The following is a 21,571-nucleotide window of genomic DNA, read 5'->3' as shown; positions in this document are numbered from 1 at the left end:
CGTCAGGTTGGTGTCGGGATCGACGAGCCAACTCTCTACCCCGACTCTGGATAATGTGCTGTGCACCGTCGCGGGCGCACGGCTGTTCATGCTAGCGGTTGGGCGAAGTTGGCGCAAGAAGATTCGCGGTTAACCCGCAACTTCCTCGGCTGACGATGGGCACGCTCGGCTTCGGCGAGAAGTTCTCTACGAAACGACCACGAAGGCCGGCGGGTGCGGGGAGGAGTGCTACACTTTTCTCCTAGTGTACGAGTTCGAGGAAAAGAGCGCCCATGCCAACCAATGCTGATTACACCCGCGAGTACTTCTCCATCATCGATGATCTTGACGGGGCCGTTGAGGGGCGCCGCGCAGCGTTCGACTACATGTTGAACTCCACGGCCATCGTTCATCATCAGGTGGTGGCCTCCTCGTTCGTGCCGCGCCTGTTCAATCAGGAAACCTACGACGTTATGAAGCGTACGGCCGAAACCTGCCACCGCATTCTGTGCAAGGTCATCGAGCGCTATCGCTCCGATGAGGAGTACCGCAAGGTGTTCGACTTCGACGAGCGTCTGGTGGATCTCATCTTGCTGCCCCGCGGCTACGATTCGGTGCTGCCCTTCGCCCGCGTGGACACCTTCCTCAACGAGGACGACTTCCGCATTCACTTCTGCGAGTTCAACGGCGACGGTTCGGCGGGCATGAACGAAAATCGCGAGATCACGAACTCCATCATCGGCTCCGAGACCTTCCGTACCTTCGCGCAGAACCACCAGGTGCTCGGCTGCAGCCTGTTCGAGCCGTGGGTGAAGGAGTTCATGAACATCTACGGCACTTACGAGCACAAGGTGGACAACCCGCGCTTCGCCATCTGCGATTACCTGGAGAACGGCGTGGTGGACGAGTTCTACCAGTTCGCTGAGTTGTTCCGTCAGAGCGGCGTGGACTGCGTGGTGGCCGATGTGCGCGAGCTTACCTTCGACGGCACGGTGCTGCGCAACAAGGACGGCTTGGAGATCAACGCCATCTGGCGCCGCTGCGTCACCAACGACGTGCTGGAGTTCTGGGACGAGTCCCAGGCGCTCATCGAGGCGGTGCGCGCCGAGAAAGTGGCGCTCATCGGGTCGTTCGCCGGACACATCGTGCACGATAAGCAGCTGTTCGAGGTGCTGTTTAAGCCCGAGACCCAGGCCTTCCTCATCGACGAAGAGATCAGCTTCGTTGAGGAAACGGTGCCCATGACGGCCTTCCTCAACGAGGACGAGGTGAACCTGGCTCAGATCCGCGCGAACAAGGACGAGTGGATCATCAAGCCCACCGACCACTACGGCGCCGATAACGTGTACGCGGGCAACGCTTTGTCCCAGGAGGAATGGGAGCAGGTCATCGACGAGTTCGCCAACGAGCGCGCCGGCTATCCGTTCATCGTGCAGCGCTTCATCACGCCCTTCAAGACCGACACACTGCCGCCCGATTACGGCATCAACGAGAAGCCCGACGGCGCCGTGCTCAGCGATCCGGTGCCTTACAACAATTTGAACGGCCTTTACCTGTACAATGGGCGCTTCCAGGGCGTGTTCAGCCGTCTGGGGCCGCACTCCACCATCTGCAAGCAGAACGAGGGCATGACGGCTGCTTCCATTTGGGTTGATTGCTCGGTGGACCCGGCGGTGGCGCTGGAGGTATAGCGGGAAAGCGTAGCGGCGCCCGGCGGGGTGGGGTGCGTGCTTCGCGCTCGCACCGCTGCAGGGCCGCAGTTGAGCTGCAGACGTGTCGTGGCTGCGTCACGCGCGTAGGAGAGAGGGGAGGGAGCCCATGGGCTCTTCCGATAGTATTTTGGCGGGCATTGGCGCCACGGTGCTTGCGGTGGCGCTGGCCGTGTGCGGTTTTGCCTTTTGCTGCATGCCGCCTACCACGAACTGGCTGGCTTCGTCGATGAGCCTGGGGGAGGAGTCTCCCTATACCCATGATCAGCTGGTACAGTTGGCCGATGTCACGCGCACCTATACGGTAGACCAGCGCAGTCTGGGCGACGATCCGGTGCAGGCCGTGGCCAACGCTACGCTGACCTGCGCTCGTGAGGCTTCGGCCGAGGGATCGCCCAAGGCCGACTTGTGGAATGCCCAGGCCAAGGCCGTGCTGGACGAAAGCGCGGCTGACGCCTCGCCGGATGTTACGATGGAGAAGCTGGCCCAGGTGAGCGACCGCTATGCGCTTGATTCAGCGGCCATGACGCATCTCGATGATTGCTACCGTGCTATCACGGGCGTCAGCTCGTGGCTGGGCATGATCGGTGTGGCGGCGCTGCTGGTGGCCATTCTCCTGTTCGTGCGCAAGCAGTTCGCAGCCTTGGCCTTTATGCTGCGAGTGGGCCCGGTGTTTCTGGTGGCCGTGCTGGGTATCTTGGGCCTGTGGGCCGTCATCGACTTCAACGGCTTGTTCGCCGTGTTCCACTCGTTCTTCTTCGAGGACGGCACGTGGACGTTCCCAGCTGACTCTCTGCTCATCTCTATGTATCCGCTTACGTTCTGGCAGGGCATGGCGGGCGTGTGGGCTGCCGGCGCCATTGGGTTGGGCGTGCTGTGCTTTGTCGGAGGCTGTGCGGCCTCGTGGCGTGCCAAGCAGCAGGCCGCTGAGCTGGCCGCCGAGGCGGCACGCGCTGCTAAAAAGTCGAAGAAAGGCAAGAAGAACCGTGGCTAAGGCCCCCAAAGAGCACAAGACGAACGCCCTGCGCGAGCTGGACGCCGCGGGCCTTGCGCACGAGGCGCTGTTCTTCGAGGCTGAGGCTACTATGACCGGTGAGGAAATCGCCCGCGCCCAGGGAGAAGACCCCGATGCGGTGTTCAAGACCCTTGTTACCTGCGGAAAGACCGGGGAGCACTACGTGTTCCTGGTGCCCGTGGTCAGCGAGCTCGATCTGAAGAAGGCCGCTGCCGCCTGTGGCGAGAAAGCCGTGTCCATGGTGAAGGCCCGCGAGCTTCTGCCGCTTACCGGGTACGTGCACGGCGGCTGCTCGCCCGTGGGCATGAAGAAACGGTTCGATACTTTCGTGGACGAGACGGCCCAGTTGTTCGACGAGATCTACTTCTCTGGCGGCAAAATCGGCTGCCAGGTGCGCATGAACCCCGACGACCTCCAGAAGCTCATTCCCTTCACCTACGCCGATTTGACGGTGTAGCAATGCCTCATATATCGATCATTAATGCGATTAACGATCGATATAGGGAACGCAAGGGGCGTGGGAGCAGCTGCCGCCGATGGCGTCCTGACAGGTAGGGCTTGCCCTCCTTGGTATACTATGCCCCATGAAAATTGCCTCGGTCATAGTCGATATTCCTACCCAAGCGCTTGACACCCCGTACTCCTATGCCGTGCCCGACGAGGGCGTGGGGGAGGACGGGCTGGCGCCTGAGGTGGGGTGCGCCGTGCTGGTGACGCTGGGCGGTCGCAAGGCTGTGGGTTACATCGTGGGGTTGGAAGAAGCCGAGGAAGCCCCTGGTGAAGAGGTCGATTTGTGGGGCAACCCGCTTTCGGCCAGCAAGTTGAAGATGGTGGAGCGGGTGCTTTCCAAGCCGTACTTCGACGAAGAGGGTGCGGCCTGCGCGCAGTTTCTGGCCGAGCGCTACGTGGCGCCGCTTTCCAGCTGCGTGCGGCTGTTCACGCCGCCGGGCGCGGTGCCGCGCGTAGTGCGCGGCCGCGACGGGCGGTGGCGGCTCGAGGAACCCACGGTGGGTCAGGTGGACGATCGCTGGGTAACCCGCGGCCCCGCCTTCGAGGGATTCCAGCCGCGCAAGAATGCCGTGAAGCAGCAGTCCGTGTTAGAAGTACTCGCCCAAGGCGACGCGCGCGTTGCCGAGCTGGCCCAGGAGTTCGGCGCGGTGGACAGCACGTTGAAGGCGCTGGAGGCGAAGGACGTAGTGCGCATCGAGCGCCGGCGCCGCATGCGGGGCGTGGGGGCCGATCCTTCGGGCACTGCCTTCACGCCCACGGCGCCGCCGCCTCTTACCCCAGGCCAGCAGCAGGCCCTCGAGGCTATTGAGGCGGCCCGTGCGGCCGGCGAGGGCCGCGTGGTGGTGGTCGACGGCGTGACGGGCTCGGGCAAGACCGAGGTGTATTTGCAGGCCATCGAGCGCACCCTGGCCGAGGGGCGCACGGCTATGGTGCTGGTGCCGGAGATCTCGCTCACGCCGCAGACGGTGGCGCGGTTCCGCGGTCGCTTCGGCGATGCCGTGGCGGTCATGCACTCGCGCATGAGCCAGGGCGAGCGCTACGACCAGTGGGACTTCGTGAAAAGCGGCGCCGCCCGCGTGGTGGTGGGCGCCCGAAGCGCCCTGTTCACGCCGCTGGCCAACGTGGGGCTCATCGTCATCGACGAGGAGCACGAGGGCTCCTACAAGCAGGACTCCGCCCCGCGCTACACCACGCGCGACGTGGCCGCGTGGATGATGCGACGCGCCGGCGGTGCCCTCGTGCTGGGCTCGGCCACACCGTCCATCGAGGCGCTGCACAGTGCGGCGAAGGATCCGCTGTGGAGCCAGGTGGCGCTGCCCGAGCGCGCCAACGGCCGCCCGCTTCCCGCTGTGGAAGTGGTGGACATGGCCGCCGAGTTTTCCAGCGGCAGCCGCTCCATGTTCTCGGGGCGCTTGACGCGCGCGCTCCAGCAGGAGCTGTCCCAGGGGCACAAGGTGGTGCTGCTGCTGAACCAGCGCGGTTTCGCGAAGTTCCTCCTGTGCCGCGACTGCGGGTTCGTGCCCGAGTGTCCCCATTGCGCCACCTCGCTTACCTATCATGAAGAGGGCAGCAAACTGGTGTGCCATCATTGCGGCTACCACGTGGGGGCGCCGCCCACGTGCCCCGAGTGCGGCAGCCCTTATCTGAAGAAGTTCGGTGCCGGCACCCAGCGCGTGGAGGCCGATCTGCGCGCGCTGCTGGACGGCATGGCCGGCGTGGGGCCGGGTGTGCCCATTATCCGCATGGACGCCGATACCACCAAGGCGAAAGGCGCCCATCAGGCGCTTCTTGAGGAATTCGCCGCCGCGGACGCTGCGGTGCTGCTGGGCACGCAGATGATCGCGAAGGGGCTCGACTTCGACGACGTAACCCTCGTGGGCGTCATCAACGCCGATACCCAGCTGCACCTACCCGACTATCGGGCCGGCGAGCGCACGTTCCAGCTCATCGAGCAGGTAGCCGGCCGCGCGGGGCGGGCGAATTTGCCCGGGCGCGTGCTGGTGCAAACCTACGAGGCGAACGATGTGGCCATTCGGGCCGCGGCATCCTATGACCGTGCGCTGTTCCTGAAGTCCGAGCTGCCCAAACGCAAGGTGCTTCAGTACCCGCCCTACGTGCGCATGGCGAATGTGCTGGTGTGGGGCAAAAACGAGGACGAAGTGGCCGCCGAGGCCGAGGCTCTGCACAAGGCGTTGGAAGAGCTGATCCGCTGCGAGGTGGGCCAGCGCTGGAGCGTGCTGCCGGCCAGCCCCTGCGTGCTGGGAAAGCTGCGCAACACCTACCGCTGGCACATCGTGGTGAAGGCACCGGCAGGCGACGATATCTCGGGCCCCTTGGCGCGCCTCTTCCGCGCCCGAAAGCCGCATCCCGCGGTGAACGCCGCCGTGGACGTCGACCCTGTTGACCTGCTGTAGCGACTGCGTTGCTAAATTGTAAACTTTCTGAAAATATCCTGTATGCAGCGAAAATATTGCTTTTCCGCCCTGACCAAGGGTTCCTTCACACCGTTTGATTGAAAACAGTTAACTGAATGTCTATAATTTGTAAAGTTAGGTGAATTCTACCTGATTAACTCATGTTTTTGACAAGTCTAGCGAACGATGCTAGGTGGACGTAGGAAAAAGGGCGGAAGCATTATGAAACGGAAAATGCTCACTACGAATTTCGGTTTAAGCCGAAATAATGCCACGGGGGGGGGGCGCTCATAGCAAAGACCCCCGCCTAGACCGCGAGGGACGGGCAAAAAGCTCGCAGAATGAGGGGGTGACCGCCGCCCCAGGGCTTTCCGCAAACGACTCTTTTGTCGAGGGCGCCTCGGCAACGGTGATCTCCACCAACGCCCCCTTGCGCACTCGACCGTGGCAGAAGACGATCGCCGTTATCTTGTCGGTACTTCTGGCCTTCACCATGTTCGATTTCTCGGCCATCGGCCCTTCGGTTTCCTCGGCTCTGGCCAGCGAAGAGACTTCCGAACAGGTAGCTTCGGAGGATGCCGACTCCTCTTCTCCCAGCGATTCTGAGAGCGAAGAAGGGGAGAAGTCTGCCCAGAATCAGGACGAAGACGCTGACAAGGCCAACTCCGAGAACGCTTCGGCTGAAAAGACGTCGTCCGAAAATCAGGGGGATTCCGTTTCTCCCTCTGAGGGCGATGATGACAAAACCGCTGATTACCAGGAGAATGAACCTGCTGAGTCTGAGTCGGTCGCGCCATCGGTGGCCGATGTGCAGGCTGTGGCCATTTCCGAGGAAGACCTGAAGGCCCTTGCTCCCGTTGGACTGACGCCCGCCGACCAGGTGCTGCCCGCTGACTTGGGTGGCGAAGACGACATCCGCGAGCGGTTGACTTCCGACCTGGCTGCCTGGGGAGCGCCGTTCTCGAGCGAGGGCAGCTTCCAGCTGAAGGGCCGCCGCATGCAGGTGCGGCTCGGACTGGGAAATCTGAAATCCCAGCTCAACGGTGGATTTATGGGCGGTAGCGCCGAAGGCGATGCCGTGGTGCTCACATTCGATGCCCCCTATCTGTATCCGGCTGACGAAAAGGGGACACTGGCTTCCACGCTCTCGGCCGAGGAGTGGGCCATTCGCGTTGTCCGTGCCAACGAGGCGAAGAGCGCCCATGTCGGCGAAACGGCCCAGGCAGTGGCCGATCGAGCCCATGAGGCTCTGATGAGCGAAAACGTCAAGCGCTTGGGCGGACGCGTAGCGCTGTACCGCGAAGGTGTGCCCGAGGGTTGGTCGGCGTGGCAGCTTCATCAGAATGGTTACGCGCGCTTGACCGACGACGACTTCAAAGGGGGCGTGTCCGGTCGCATCGTGTTCCGCTATGAAGGCGGCGAGCGCGGCAAGGACGGCAAACGTACCGAGGCAGACGGTCGCCTGGATGCCGACGCCGCGATGCCCCAGTTCGAGGTGGGCTTCGCCGGCTCCGTCATTGACGGAGGTAGCGCGGCTTTGACCTGCGGTTATGAGGTGCATTCCTATACCGATGCCGACGGGAAGACTTCCTTGGGCACTGCTATGCGCCAAGGGGCTGGATCGCTCAACTTGTCGAACGTGGAGTCGACGGCGGAAGCAAGCCTGGCCGTCGAGCCGATGGGCTCGCCGACGGTGGCTGACGGGCAGACCGGATGGGCGAGCCATCTGCTCACCCTCGCCATTCCCGAGCATGCTCCCGCCGCGCAGAGCGCGGCTTTCGCCGTTTCCTACCCGGCCGATGCTCAGGGCAAAAACGGTCTGACCGCCCACGACCTGCGCGCGAATCGCGCAGATGGCAACAAGGAGGAGAAGGCTGCCGACGGTGAGACGGAATACGTGGGCATACCGGGCGAAAGCGGCTTGGTCGTGCTGGATGTGACGGGGCTTTCCGCAGATGAGCGTGCGACTATTGATCCCACGAATGCCGAGGCGCTGGAGGCAGCGGGTTTGATTTGCCTGCCTTACCAGGTAACTGACGAGGGCCGAGCCGTTGTCAGCTTGAAAGACGAAGCGGGCAAGGTGTCGGCCGGCGGCGAGCGCGTACTGCTGGTGAGTGTGCCGTTCGCGTCCGAGAATCTGACGCTTGATGGGACAGCGGACAAGAGCGCCTATCAACCGGTGCGCGCCGTGTTCGAGGCCCAGCCCTCACTGCGCGTGCTGTCTTCGGCCCAAGCCTTCCCGCTGCGCGAGGAAGCCGACATCGCATTCGCGCGCAAAGCCTCGGTGTCTCCCGCTCCTGACCAGCTGAAACCTGCCGAGGGTGACGCTGCGCAGAAGCCTGAGGGCGATGAGGGCGACAACGCTGCCAGCAACGAGCCGACTGACGATAACTCCGCAAATGAAGGCGGCGACGAGGGCGCCAACGCGCCAGCAGCCACCGAGTTCACCAAGCCGGCTCTTCCCGAATCGCATCCGGGCATCAGCGGCCATGCGGTGACGGACGCGAACGGCAATTTCTACTCGCTGATGATGCAGAGTATTAACCCTGATGGGAATGTGGCTTTGTATGCGGCCACCGACGAGGAGCTTCTCGATGCCTTTAGTCTGACCTTGGGCTATAACGGCGACTGCATGATGCTCGACCAGGAGAACAATATCTACATGGTGGGCTCCACGAACAAGGCCACGGTTTCGCTGGACTACGCTTATACGTCGGACCTCTACATTCTGGGTACGCCGAACGATCCGGCCAATATCTACCTCGAGATTCCTTATTTCTACCGAGACGTCGACGGCACCATCCAGGAGGTAGCCGACTATAACGAGTACTGCGGCATTTTGGCTGATCCGGCCGTCGCGGCTAAAAACCCTGACTGGAACACGAATCCCATGCGTATGATGCTCACCTCCGAGGACATGGACGCGCTTTTCGAAAGCTATGATGTCTATTCCTCCCTGTCTCCGTTCCCCATTAATGGCGCGGACAACTGGAAGCAGATCGAAGGGTGCTACTACCAAGAAGACAAGAACGACCCCGAAAGCAAAGTATTTGCGCTCACCGGCGTGTTCCGACTTTGCCCGAAGAGCTTCGACGACCCGACGCTCGCCCTTGCGGATGTTTTCGACGTGGCCTTTACCGCCAATGTGCCGGAGAATACAGGCGGTGCGGTAAAAACGGGCTGCGTAATAGAGTCGTACATCGATGTCCTCACGAACGAGGCGCACACCTGTGGAGTGGTTATCGATAACGGTACCAGCACCAAGGAGTTCGTGCGCAGTATCACGTTCATTAAGTCGAATCTGCAGTGGGAAATGAAAGTGACTCCGCTTACCGAGCATCAGGTGATGTGGGACCGCTACAACTATCACGCTTACAAGGTTGAGATCGAGAACACGTCGCCGACGTTCGACACGCCCATCGACCTTCTTGGCTTTAACCTGACGGTGCCCAACTCCGAAAGCGGTACGGGCGGTATCCTGCGCTCCGATATTGCCAGCTGGAAAGCAGACGGAACTCCGGTCAGCGCCGACGAACTGTACGGCGATGTTTGGAAGTCGGGCTCTTTCATTGGTAAGCCCAATGCGGGCGGCGTGCTCATCTACGATGTGACTGACCAGGACACCGATGCCGCGTCGTGGAATGTGTTCTGGGACAGCGTCGACCAGGTGAAATTCACCAACGTGGAGAGCTTGGCAAACGTGCAGCCTCTGGCTTACCAGACGTTCGAGCGCAACGGCCAGATGAACTTCTTGATTCAAAACGAGAAGGATGCCAATGGCGAACTGCCTCCGCTTCTCATGCCCACCGGTAATCCCGACCATAAGCGCAGCAAGGTGACTCTGCTGGTGGCAGCGCCGTTTACTACCAATTTGAGCTATACGCCCTGGCAAGAACCGGATACGAAGATTCAGCGCAAGACCTATCCGAACTTGGCCTTCGGCTGCTATCCCACGGTCTATTTCGGCAATCGGGGCATTGAGGGCTTCACCTGGTCGAAGTCGAACAAGAACGACGCCCAGCGCTTCGAGGACGTGTTCAACAGTGTGAAGATGCGCAAGATCGCCAGCGCCTACGATGCGGCGAACGATCCGAATGCCCCGGCGTCGGTGATGAACGAGCCGAAGTTCCTTGAAAACGGCGGATCGGGAACCGGCCGCTTGGGCTATCCGTCCCATTATCGCTTGACGGATTTCACCTCTCAGGGAAACATCTTCATTTCCGGTATTGAGAAGAACTGCGATCAGCCGAGCAATGTGGTGGACTCGCTTCCCAAATATTGGGATCTCAGCACGATTACTTTGAGGGTCAAAAAGGATTCGAGAAACACCGCTTCGCCGTCGGCCGCCACGGCCGCCGCGGGCAGCCTCGAGCAATGGTTCGGCGGAAATGGCAAGCCGATTATCGAGGTGCAGGTGTGTACGGCTCCCAAGCAGACGCAATACATCGAAGATAATCAGTTGGAGTGGGTGCCGCTCGACCTCGAGCCGGTTGACGAGGGAATCTCGGGGCAATGGCACGTCTGGCGATGGGGAACCAAGGGCGGTTTTGCCCAGGGTGCTCTGGACATCGCTGGATATCTGGAGAGCAAGGGCATCGAGGCTAAAACGCGTACGAAGCTTGTTACGGGTTCGGGTCTGCCGCGTTGGTTTACGGGTAAAGTGCGCATAAACTTCGCCGATCGTCTGCCCGTGCACGAGCCTGGAGTTCACGAGAGCAGCGTCGATGCTGCGAAGGTGGTCGTGGACATTCCCATCGATATTACGTTCTCGGGCATTATGCGCGAGCCTCAAGGAGAGGGAGTAAGCACCGATCCAGAGGAAACGATCCCCTTTACGAACGTTGCCACCTTAAGCAACGGTACTCCCACGTGGGTGACGCCGGTCAATCTGGGTGATAACGCCCAGGGATTCTATGCTGGATCGGTGCGCACGTGCCTGCAGCAGGTGGCTCTTAACCCCTTGGGGCCGGTGCAGCCCAAGGTGCAGGCCTACGGTTATTTGACGCCCCAAGAAGCGCCTGGCGCCACGCTGTCCGGTCATAGCAACAATGAAGGCGAGCTCTACGTACCCGTGAACGAGGAGCGGGCTGGCTTCGTTTTCAACCTCTCTAACGAGCATGAGTCGAAGATGGAGCCTGGCTCGTTTACCACATCGTCTTTCTCGTCGGGTACCCCCATCGACGAGAACGCAACGGCCAACAACGCCGGTGCGAACAATGCGCTGTACTCGGCATGCGATTGCACACTGCTGCCCGATGGCGGCTTCGTCGACGGCGTTACCTACCCCGAGGGTTCGGTGATCCACCGAGGCCATAACGGTTTTGTGCCCTCGTCGGTGGTGATTAGCAAGGGACTTCTGGCCTGTGCCGACATCACTTCAGTCACCCTCTGGCGCGTCCATGACGGCACCGAGCTGGGCGCCGAGGGCCCGCTGACCCTTACCCGCGAGGAACTGGAGCCGTTCATCAATCGCAATGCTTCTTCCGAGCTCTACGGCTGCGCAGTCATTCCCCAGAGCGCCTGGGCTACTCCAGAGTGGCCTGATGCCCGCTTGGATAAAGTGAAGGTCAATTTCGAGTCCTTTGACGGCAGGGTGGCGGCGTCGAGCAACGCCTCGCCCTCTACTACGGCCTCGTCCGTGTACGTTGCCATTCACGGGAATCCTGGCATTGTAGGCCGTTATCCCATGAGCGGAACGCTGGCCACCGACTATCGCCTGGGAAACAACGCTGTTCATTCTTCTAAGAAGGCCTATTTGCACGCCTCATCACCGTCGCCTGAGGTGCACGCTTTTGGCTATCGCCTCGAGCGTGGCTACGCTTATTTCCAGGACGACGCGACGGGTGGCAGCCGGGCGGCGCAGAAGGTATCGCTCGGCACGGCGAATGAATCGGGATCTTCGGCCTTCAGTGCCGGTTCGGGCTTTGCCTTCTACATCGACAACCACACCACTTCGCCGGCGCACAACGGCTCGTTCAGCACGGGAGATCTGTACAGCATCTACAACGATGTGAACGGCTTCAGGGGCTACAAAACCTCGTCGGTCTATCTGAATCAGTCATTGTTGGAAAACATGACCCTGCGCGATGCCGATGCCGTGGTGCTGCACTTGCGTGACGCCTCGGGCGCTTCTTCGACAAAAACGCTGACAAAGGCTCAGGTTTTAGCCAAACGCATCATGACGAACAACAAATACTACGCCAATATGAGGCATGAGATGTCAGGGGCGATCGGTTCGTCTCCCGTGGGCGGCGTGCTCCTTGCTTCCGACATGTGGAATGCTTCGGCCGGGTATTACCTAACGGGACTTACCGTCAACTTCTCATATTTCAACCCGAATGTGTTCTTCCAGCACTTTGATCGCGACACCTATGAGGAAGCCTCGCAGGACGCCGCCTATACGCCGGCTGTGCGTCAGAAGGATCTACTGAATCCTACCTGCCCGTTGGTGGCTTTCTACGGTGCTCCAACGCTTCCCTCGGGCGCCTACCTGACTTCTCCGCTCAAAAGCGAGTGCCGGTTGACCGGCTCGGTAGTGGCCTCCTATGCCACGTCGGTGTCGCCCAGTGAAGAACTGGCGCACAGCGACACCGGTGCCATCACGCCGATCGATCCCGTGGCCACCAACAAAACCTTCGCCTACTTGAAGGATCGACCGACCGATCTGCAGACCTCCGAGAAGGAAGACGATCTGACCGTTCCCTTGGAGGAGGAACGCGAGGGCTTCGTCATCCACGTGGGTGATACGAAGAAAGTGGAGAATGCCACATCGGTAGTTGGTTGGAACATCCTGACCCGGGACGACAAGTTGACGGGCAAGTCCCAGATTCTTCCTGGCTACGTAAGCACCAGTGACTTGCCTTTCACGGCCCTCGGCGACGGGAAGCGCTACGGCTTCGAGACGAGCCGCATTGTAGTGAACCGCTATCTGCGCAATCAGTCCGATATCACCTCCATCGTTGTGAAATGGGTGAAGGACGACGGCACGACGGGCACGACTTCCATTCCGCGTGCGGAATTGGATGCCAAGTACCTGGTGAACGCCTCGGGTGCGACGGGCAGCGGGCTCTCGGTCAATGGGAGCCTCTCGGGCAGTTACGTGGTGCCCCGCACGGCTTGGGAAGGCTATCATCTGGTTAACGTCCGTGTGAACTACAACTACCTGCGTGAGCAGACTATCATTCACTACGACGAGGATGAGGATCCCCACACATTCTCGAGTGACGCCATGGTTGTTCTGCACGGCTCGCCCACAATGCCGGGGACTTATCAGGTAACCTCAACCGTGGGTACTGACTACGGGGTGGCCGGCGTGCCCAATGTGTCGAAGAGCGACACGGCGGTGCTGCGCGTGAAGACGGCAGAGCCTCGCGTGTACGCCTTCGCTTACCGTGATGGCACCAACAGCATTACTTCGAATCCTTTGGCAGCGGTGTCCACCCATGACGCTGGAACCAATTCCTACAATAGCGAGCAGACGGCTCATATCGGTTTTAATAACGCGGGCTATCACTTCCAAGTTACCACTGAGAATGGCTCTATGCTTGCTCCGGGATCGTTCAGCACGTCGGATATTCCTTGCGTGCAGGATGGAAACACTGCTGACTACCATGGATTCAAGACCTCTCATGTGGTGATCAGCAAGGGTTTTGCGGCCAATTCAACCATACAGAGCGTCGACCTCACCTACCTCGATCCTGCGACAGGCCAGACGGCCGTTCGAACGCTGACCGCCGCGCAGTTGGCGTCTTATCGAGCCTCGTCGGGAGTAATGGCCGGGGCCTACGTTATCCCTTCCAGCGCCTGGAACGGGAAATGGCTCAGGAACGTCAAGGTAAACTACGGCAAGTTCAATGGAGACGTGCAGTTCGAAGGCGACGCCTATCCCTTCTCAGGCCGCTATTACCTGCACGATACCGGGAATGATCAAGCGCAGAAGGGGGCCTTCGTCGCCCTGTTGGGCACGCCGACGGCCTCTTTGGGTGCTGATGGACGCTTGGACGTATACGGTACCATGACCACGAACTACCCCGCGGGGCTGCCCCAAGCTACCGCGCGATCTCGGGCCACCCTCAAGGTCAAGCCCGCGCAGCCGTCGGTGTACGCCTTCGGCTTCTCGGATGGGGGCACTGGCGGCGGCCATTACGATCGCAGTATTGGTTCCGGTAACGGAAGCGACGGTTCGCGCACCGTGTCCATTGGACGCGGCAACTCCGGTTACAGCTTCCATATGGCCACGGATGCGGGCTCTTCGATTATCCCGGGCTATCTGGAAATCGGTACTACCCAGGTCATGCAGCGTCCCGGTACCAACCCTGCCGACATGCGTGGCTTCAAAGCTACGAAAGTGGTTATCAGCAAGGCCTTCGCCGCTGCGGCGCAGAACATGACAGTCACCTTCCAGGTAAGCAACGCCGTTGCAGCGCCTCTGCTCAGTCCGGTAACGGTCACGCTGACGGCAGCCCAGTTGGCCCAATGCCGCAAGTCCGACGGCTCCTATGAGTTTGCGCCGGCGCGCTGGCTTCCCACGGGAACCGCCGACGGGACGGTGTGGCTGCGCGGTCTGCGTATCGACTTCACCCGCTTTAACGGCGGTGTGAACTTCCAAGGCCAGCATTCCGGCAGCTCCTACTATGTGGACAGCGATGCCCTGAATTACGATGCCTATGTAAACATCTACGGCACGCCTACCAAGTCGGGCTCGATGCCGGTGAGCGCCACGGCCTCCACGGCCTATGCTCAGGGCTCGCAACTTACTAACGTGTCCACCACCCATACGGCCACGCTCAATGTGCAGCAGGCCAATCCCGAGGTGTACGCGTTCTCGTACCAGGGCACGACGGCTGTCGGGTTCGACCACAGCGTCATCACGCGCTCGCTTGGCTCCAGCGCTTCGACTCTCGATAAGGATCGCAAGCATGTGGCCTCCATGGGCGTGGGGGATTCGGGCTATACCTTCCATGTGACTACCGACAACGGCTCCGACATGGCGCCGGGTTACTTTGAGACTACCTATACCGCCCTGGGGACCCGTCCGGGAACGACGGACGACTTCCGCGGGTACCAGGCTTCTCATGTCGTAGTGAGCAAGGACTTCTGGAACAACGCCACGAACCCGGTAGTGAAACTGGCCCTTACCGACCCGGCCACGGGGCAGAGCAGCACTTTGGTTCTGACTGCGGCGCAGATGGCGTCCTATCGCCAGAGCACCGGGGCGCTGGCGGGTGGCTACGTTATTCCCGCGAGTGTCTGGGGCGGGAAGTGGCTGCGAAGCGTGCGCATCGATTTCGAGAAATTCAAAGGTGGCGTTCAGTTTGCAGGCGGCATTGCCGATAACGGACTCGCTTCTGGCAATAAGAATTACCAGTCCTGGTATACGGCTCCTGCGCCCGGCCAGGGATCGTTTGTGGGCTTGTACGGCATGCCGACGCAGCCAGGCACGCTGAACATGAAGGCCACCTTTGCCACCAATTACGGTGCCGACGACCGCACCATGGATCACAACGGCACCATCGTCAACCAGGGCGCTAATCTTGAGATCGAACAGCCCGATCCGCTGCTCGCCGCCGATGGCTATTACCAGCGTACGGGAACTACCGACCTGAAGACAACGGCGGCTGGCGCGGGCGAGCAAGAGGTGCCCATGGCCATGGCCAGTGCTGGCTACTGGTTCCGGTTGGGCTCGGGCAACTCCTCGAAGATCATGCCCGGTCAGTTCGTGACCGACGACCTGCCCGTTTCGTATTTCGATGAGGAGCAGTGCCTGCGCGGTTTCGACACCTCGCGCGTTATCCTCGGTAAGAACCTATTGGCCAACGCCGATATTGTCTCGGTGCGCATCCGCTATGCCGTGCTGGGCACCTCGGGCCAGTTCTCCCGCCAGTCTAAAACAATCAGCGGAGCCGATCTGATTCAGTATCTCAACGCCCACAAGGTGACCAGTGGCTCTTTGGCGGGCTCGGTGGTGCTGACGCCGGTCGACTGGGACAACCACTACTTCCTCGGCATTGATTTCGACTACCGTTCGTTCAAGCCGAACGTAAGCGTCGCCCGTTCCTCAGCGGCCAGCTATGTGGCCTATGAGGGAGAGGGAAGCCAGGTGGGCATTCTTCCGGTGAAGGGCACTCATCGCTCCACCTACTATGGCGGGGGCGTGCAGGACGGCACGGCCTCCAAGACGCCCAAGCTGAAGATAACCACCATTGCGCCCGAGCTTACCATTGACGGGCAGTGGAGCCTGGACAGCACGGTCTACACGCCCCAGCCGCCCACGACGCTCAATGGTTGGACGCAGTGGAAAGATCCCGTACCCTACCGTTGGGGCGAGAACGACCTGCAGGAGAGGGCCTGGTACAACTACACCTTAAAGAACCATACGGTCTCTCAGGCCAAGAACCAGGACTTGCTCATTGCCGTCGAGGAGATTTCCGGTTCCACACCGTCCGCCTTGCGCGGGTTCGTGGCCAAGGAGCTGCAAATTGACAGCGTCAGCTTCAGCGGAGGCGTTCTTCGCCAGGGTACCAGCGAGATCGGCTACATCGACTTCTTCGACAGCGATCAGGGTGTGACCGGTGGCTACCAAAACTTCGCCAGTGACGACGCGAAGCAAAAGGTTACGCTCACTGCGGCGGATTTGGCCAGCCGTATCACCGGCACCAAGCTTTCCGTCAACCTGACCACCCTGGGTCTGAAGAATGTGAAGTACGTGCGCGTGCACTTCAATGTGCTGGGGGACAATGTAGGCGGGGTGCCGTCCAACGACTTCCGTGCTCGCCTCTATGGCCACGTGTATACCCATGGCGCCCGTTCCGACGCCTATGGGCGCTATACCCGCAGTACGGCGAAGTTCTATCCACGCACGATGAAATACGGCTCTGATACCGCGCGCGACGCCCTCTATGATATGCCCATCAAAGAGCTGATCTTCGACGCCTGGAGCGAGGCGTTCCGAAGCACGAACGCGAGCGAAGGCTCGCTGGCCTCGTCAGATCATCAGTGGAACGTCCAGGTGTCCCACGTCACGCCGCCCGCAGCGAACGGAAAGTATGCGGGATACCGCTACCGCGTCAAGAACACCACTTACGCCCGCTCCGACACGAACCAGATCGTGCTTAGCGTCGACAGCGTTCGCAACGTCTCGTCGGGCGGGTTGACGAACATTCGTGGCTTCTTCACCGAGACGGTCGATTTGGACATGGGTCTTCTGTGGCTGGGCTCGGAGCGCATGACGGGCAACGACCCGCGCACGTCCTCGCTGGTAAATTTGAATTTCGTTTTCCTTGACAGTGCTACCGGTCAAGAGAAGAGTGTCACCATTCCGAAGTCCCAGCTGCTGAAGCCGGCTTCGGCGCAGGAGCTGCCCGGAGGCACTCACTGGCGCACCTCAAACCCCACGTTTGATCCCGCCTGCTCCGATTGGGGCTGGAACAATACGGGCGGCTACCACTTCAACACCCGCGACCAGGCCGTATTCGGTTCCTGCGCCGGAATGTACCTGAAGCGCATCGAGATCAACTACGGCGTGGTGGCACCCAGCTACTTCGCGAATAGTATCCTGCATGCCCAGTTGAGCGGTGAGCCGAACTGGTACAACGTGCTGGACAACGGCCCGTTGATCTCTACGGTGACGGCGAAGCGCACGAATTTCCCGAACGGTCTGACCTATCCTTCCTCGTTCACCTTTAATGACAAGGCGGATTCGCGTCTGACGGTGCGCGATCCTGTTTTGGGCATCGAGACCCATGCGAAGTGGGGAACGCCCGGCTCTGGCACAGTCATCGACGAAGTGCCCAATGCACAGTACAAGTCCGACAACATGGATAGGTACCAGTCGCAGATAGCCGTGCCCTACGACAAGGACTTCACCTTGTACGCACGCATCTTCAACTCATCGGATATTTCGAAACTGGAGATGTGCGATGTGACCCTTGATCTGCTGATGCTGCGCGAGAATGGCATCTACCAGAAGGGCGGCGGCACGGTGTCGGCCTGGACCGGTTTCCATACCACCAAGGTCACGTTCAAGAAAGAGCTGCTGGAGCGATTCGGCACGGTGGGCGACATCATGTTCTACGGCTCGCGCGATACCGACACCGCCATGGACGCCACGACGCCGAAGCTGAAGCTGACCCCGGTGTACAATGGCACGGCCCTGCAGGGCTTCAAGGATCAGAACGGCACGATGTACAGCTGTCGCTCCGCTTCGGGCGCCCTCACTGATCTGGTTATCAGCGAAGCGCAGCTGCGGGCCGCGGGTATCGACGATTTAAAGAAGGTGTACCTGTCCAAATGGCTGGAGATGGCCCGCGATACCTCCACCTCGCGCCCCAACCAGCTTGTGGTATTCGATGGCTACACTGATCGCGAGCCGGGCGACCGCAACGTGAATATTGCCGGCACGGCCAAGATGTTCCTGGGCGGCGTGACCAACGATCCCAACTACGTCATCACGCGCTACGATGATACGGCGGTTCTGGTGTCCAAGATGTTCTTCGACGCCATTGCCCATGCGGGCTTTGCCGACCAGCAGACCAACAAGCGCTTCGATCGATGGGCCACTCAGGCCGATGACCGCCATCAGGTCCGCCGTGAGGGTGTCTACAACCGCGAGGAGCCCGACAACATCTTGCAAATCGGCTACAAGGCTCAAGGCTCGCTTCTGACCGATTTCCGTCAAAGCGCCGGCGCGCTGCCGAACCGCGATCATGCGAGCCAGTACGAGTGGGAGCTCGATCCTTGGAAAACCTTCGAGCCCAGCTCTCAGTCGTTCAGCAGCGGCGCCGAGGTCGAGATCGTTCAGAATATTCCCCACCAGTACTTTGATGCTTACTACGTGAAAATTCACCCGCAGGCCCTGTCTTATCTGCAGGACATCGTCGTTACCTACGGTGATGGCTCCACGTACACGGTGAGCCGTGCGACCATCGATGCAAACAAGGGCAACGCCGTGGCTACGGCTAACACGGGCGGAAAGTACACGCGCCTTAATCTGTTGGCAAAGAACGGAAACACCCACATCGCAGACTTCTCGGGTACGAAGGGCAATTATTTGCGCGATGCTTTTGAGGACTACAACACCACGAAAGAGCCGGCGCTTTCCGAGCGTGTAACCAAGGTGACCTATCGTCTGCGCATCAACCAGAACAAGGGCGTCGTCAACCCTGATTACGGCACCTGGTTCAACATCGAGACGACAGATACCGACTCCTACGAGGTGACGGGCCGCTTCATTCGCCAAATTGACGAGACGTCGAGCGTGACCAATGTGGAGCTGTGCATTGGCGGCCGCTACTCGGGCGCCAACCGCACACTGCATCAGGCCGTAGAGCGTTGCGACAACCCGAGCCGCAACAGCAACGATGATTTTCGTTCGAAATGGTCGTGGCAGGACTACTATACGAGCCCGACGTACGACTACGATGCGAATCGCTGGATGAAAAAAGAATTCAAGATGCGTCACCTTCAGGCGAGAATGCGCCTACAGGTGACGGAAACGCCCAACAGCAATCGCAAGAGCCCGCTCGATAAGGTAACCAATAAGACGAACGCCTTCGACGAGGGCGAGTTCGAGGACTACAACGTCGACGTGAGCAAGATCGACGGGGTACAGAACCTGCCCCTTGGCAGCAATCAGAATTTCTCGGTTGCCTTCACCCGTTTCCAGCCACCTCGCAACCAGATGGCGGGAGAGATAACGAACGGAGCGTACGACACGTTTAATGCAAACGGGTATGCCATCGAAGGCCCTGATGGCGACCGCTACGACTCATTCGACGATTCCCACTACTATGACTTCTACAAGAGCGGCTGGCGTTTGGTGTCCTTTGCCGATGAGGTGATTATCCGCGACACTATGCCCAAGTGCGAGCCGAGTGCCAGTTCCATATTCTACGGCTTCATGTCCACCGGCTTGCAGATCCAGCCGGGTGACGGCAGTATTCTGCCCTATGTCGACAAGATTGTGTTCCATCTGCGCGACTACCCCAACGGAGAGTCGGGCAGCACGGCCAACGCCGTGGACAGCACGGTAGAGCTGAAGGGCGCGGACATTGCCTCGATGGTAAGCGCCTACAATGCGGGTAAGTCATGGAACGTGTTGTTCGAACACAACGATGGTTTCCCTTGCCCGCAGTTGAACGGCGAACCCTATGTGTACACGCTCAACCTGAAGAAATTCCAGTTCGTCACCTCCTACGATATCGTACTGAAGAACCTGGGCGGCAGCGCCGACTACAACACTGAGACGGGCCGCGGCTACAAGAAGTTCGATAGCTGGGATCGCGGTACCATCGATATCCGGGTGTTCGGGCGCCCCTATGCCTGGTACCTCGATGTGCCCGCTGGCGCTTCGGCGGCCGACAAGCAGATGATCAAAGATCATAACGAGCAGGCCAAGAAGGACATGTTGAACAAGATCGAAACCTTCAGCCGCCGCTATTATGCTCCCACTACCGATGTCATCAACAAGACGCACAACCGAGGGGCCAACGGCGGCTATGCCGACAACGACCACTGGCGTGATCGGGCTTGGATGCTCAGCTATCCCATTCCCTACAACTTCTACCAGTACCTTACCAATAATCGGGTGACGGTGGACGGCGATGGCGAGATCACCAGCGGCGGTACGCGTGATTTTGCCGACAACAACCGCTCGCCCAATGTGAACTATATCGAGGCCCGTTTCAAAAACGACGAGGACACGGTGCTGCCCGACCGCACTGATTACGCTGCCCGTATCAGCCATCTGCGCATGAACGTGACACCGGGCGAAATCGCTCGTGTTCAGCACCTGTACCTTCCTAAGAACTTCGTGAAGACCGATGCGGCCCATGATCCGAAATGGTTTCAGGTGCAGTCCGTCTCGTTCACCATCGAGACCAAGGCCGGGGAGCCAGATCAAGTGATCACCTATCAGTGGACCACCGATGCTCAGGGCAATCTGACCAATCAGGCGCTGGCGAACATCCTCTCGGGGCCTGGCGCGTCCTCGAAGTATACCGACTGCTATGTGCTTGACCTGGAGAAGGCGCTGCGCGAGTGGGCAGCTGCCAATCCTGACAAGCTTCCCACCTACAAGGCCGTGGGCAGCTATTTCGGCAATATCGACGGTGGGGCTAAGGGCGTGTCGGTCACCAATACCATCGATGGCTATGCCTCGAATCCCTCGGTGAACGTCGATTATCTTAAGGCGCGCATCAAGAAGATATCGGTGGTATTCGACTCGCCCGAGGCGAAACTGTTGGATGAGAACACCGTGCTCAAAGGCGACGAGGTGCTCAGTCCCACGCATAAAATGGACTCCTTCACCTTCGCCTACGACAGCGTTTACGTCGACCGAACGGCCACCGATTTCGCCACAGTTCAGTCCACTACTACCGATCCGACCCTGGGCTCGTGGGGCGAGTTCTCCACGCCGACGTTCGGCAAGAAGGGCTGCCCCTTCAACTACGATACGAGCGTGGAAACCCTGTACACCGATGACATCCAGACCAAGGATCCGAACCATAACGCGCTGCCCAACTCCACGCTGCAGCAAAAGACCGTGCAGGGCCTGCAGGACGTGTACCACTTGCTGGGCACCTTGAAGGCAGAATCGGTGCGCGGGTCCAAGACCCAGGGTGTTTTCGGCTACGATAAGGGCGAAGACGACGTGATGGCACCTAGCTCCTATGAGGCTGCATCGAGCGCGGCCCGCACCAACGTGCCCGACGGCGGCCTGCATGCCGGCGACTATGTAGAGTACTCGCTGTATGTGGGCAATGATCCTGACTCGAAAACCATCCTCGAGGGTTTCAACGGCCGCTTCGAAGTAGGGAAGGGGCAACGCATCATCGGCTGGGAAGTGGAGAAAGTCAAGCAGAACGGGGTGTGGGTCGATCATGTCTCGCCTGGGCGCGACTATCCCGTGACGGCTCAGATCGGCACGGTATCGGGTACCATGCGCC

Annotated in this window: 5 protein-coding genes (1 of these 5 only partly in view); all 5 read left to right on the top strand. The window is 60.1% G+C overall.

The window, feature by feature from the left end; genetic code table 11:
- The first annotated feature begins 272 nt into the window (after positions 1-272).
- Positions 273-1,670: a circularly permuted type 2 ATP-grasp protein gene (locus QZ307_RS01610; protein WP_295994809.1), complete on the top strand. Its 1,398-nt coding sequence runs from the start codon at positions 273-275 to the stop codon at positions 1,668-1,670.
- A gap of 127 nt (positions 1,671-1,797) precedes the next feature.
- Positions 1,798-2,682: a DUF1461 domain-containing protein gene (locus QZ307_RS01605; protein ID WP_295994807.1), complete on the top strand. Its 885-nt coding sequence runs from the start codon at positions 1,798-1,800 to the stop codon at positions 2,680-2,682.
- On the top strand, positions 2,675-3,160 hold the full coding sequence (gene ybaK / locus QZ307_RS01600) for a Cys-tRNA(Pro) deacylase (protein WP_295994803.1): 486 nt from the start codon (positions 2,675-2,677) through the stop codon (positions 3,158-3,160). The genes QZ307_RS01605 and ybaK overlap by 8 nt, the downstream gene beginning before the upstream one ends.
- Before the next feature lie 127 nt (positions 3,161-3,287).
- Positions 3,288-5,627 carry a primosomal protein N' gene (gene priA / locus QZ307_RS01595; protein WP_295994800.1) on the top strand — a complete coding sequence of 780 codons (2,340 nt, stop codon included), beginning with the start codon at positions 3,288-3,290 and terminating at the stop codon, positions 5,625-5,627.
- 349 nt (positions 5,628-5,976) lie between these two features.
- A protein-coding gene (locus QZ307_RS01590) for an SdrD B-like domain-containing protein (protein WP_295994797.1) crosses the window boundary here: on the top strand, positions 5,977-21,571 show its 5' portion. Its footprint extends 18,299 nt past the window's final position; the window shows 15,595 of its 33,894 coding nt (coding positions 1-15,595); it begins with the start codon at positions 5,977-5,979; its stop codon lies off the right edge, out of view.

The sequence above is a fragment of the uncultured Adlercreutzia sp. genome, from assembly GCA_910585575.1.
Classification (GTDB): Bacteria; Actinomycetota; Coriobacteriia; order Coriobacteriales; family Eggerthellaceae; genus Adlercreutzia.
The sequence above is the reverse complement of the archived record's forward strand: the minus strand, read 5'-3'. Positions and strand labels throughout refer to the sequence as shown.

Excerpts from the sequence above, each read along its gene's own strand:
- QZ307_RS01610 (WP_295994809.1), top strand. The coding sequence starts at position 273 with ATGCCAACCAATGCTGATTACACCCGCGAGTACTTCTCCATCATCGAT.
- QZ307_RS01605 (WP_295994807.1), top strand. The coding sequence starts at position 1,798 with ATGGGCTCTTCCGATAGTATTTTGGCGGGCATTGGCGCCACGGTGCTT.
- priA (WP_295994800.1), top strand. The coding sequence starts at position 3,288 with ATGAAAATTGCCTCGGTCATAGTCGATATTCCTACCCAAGCGCTTGAC.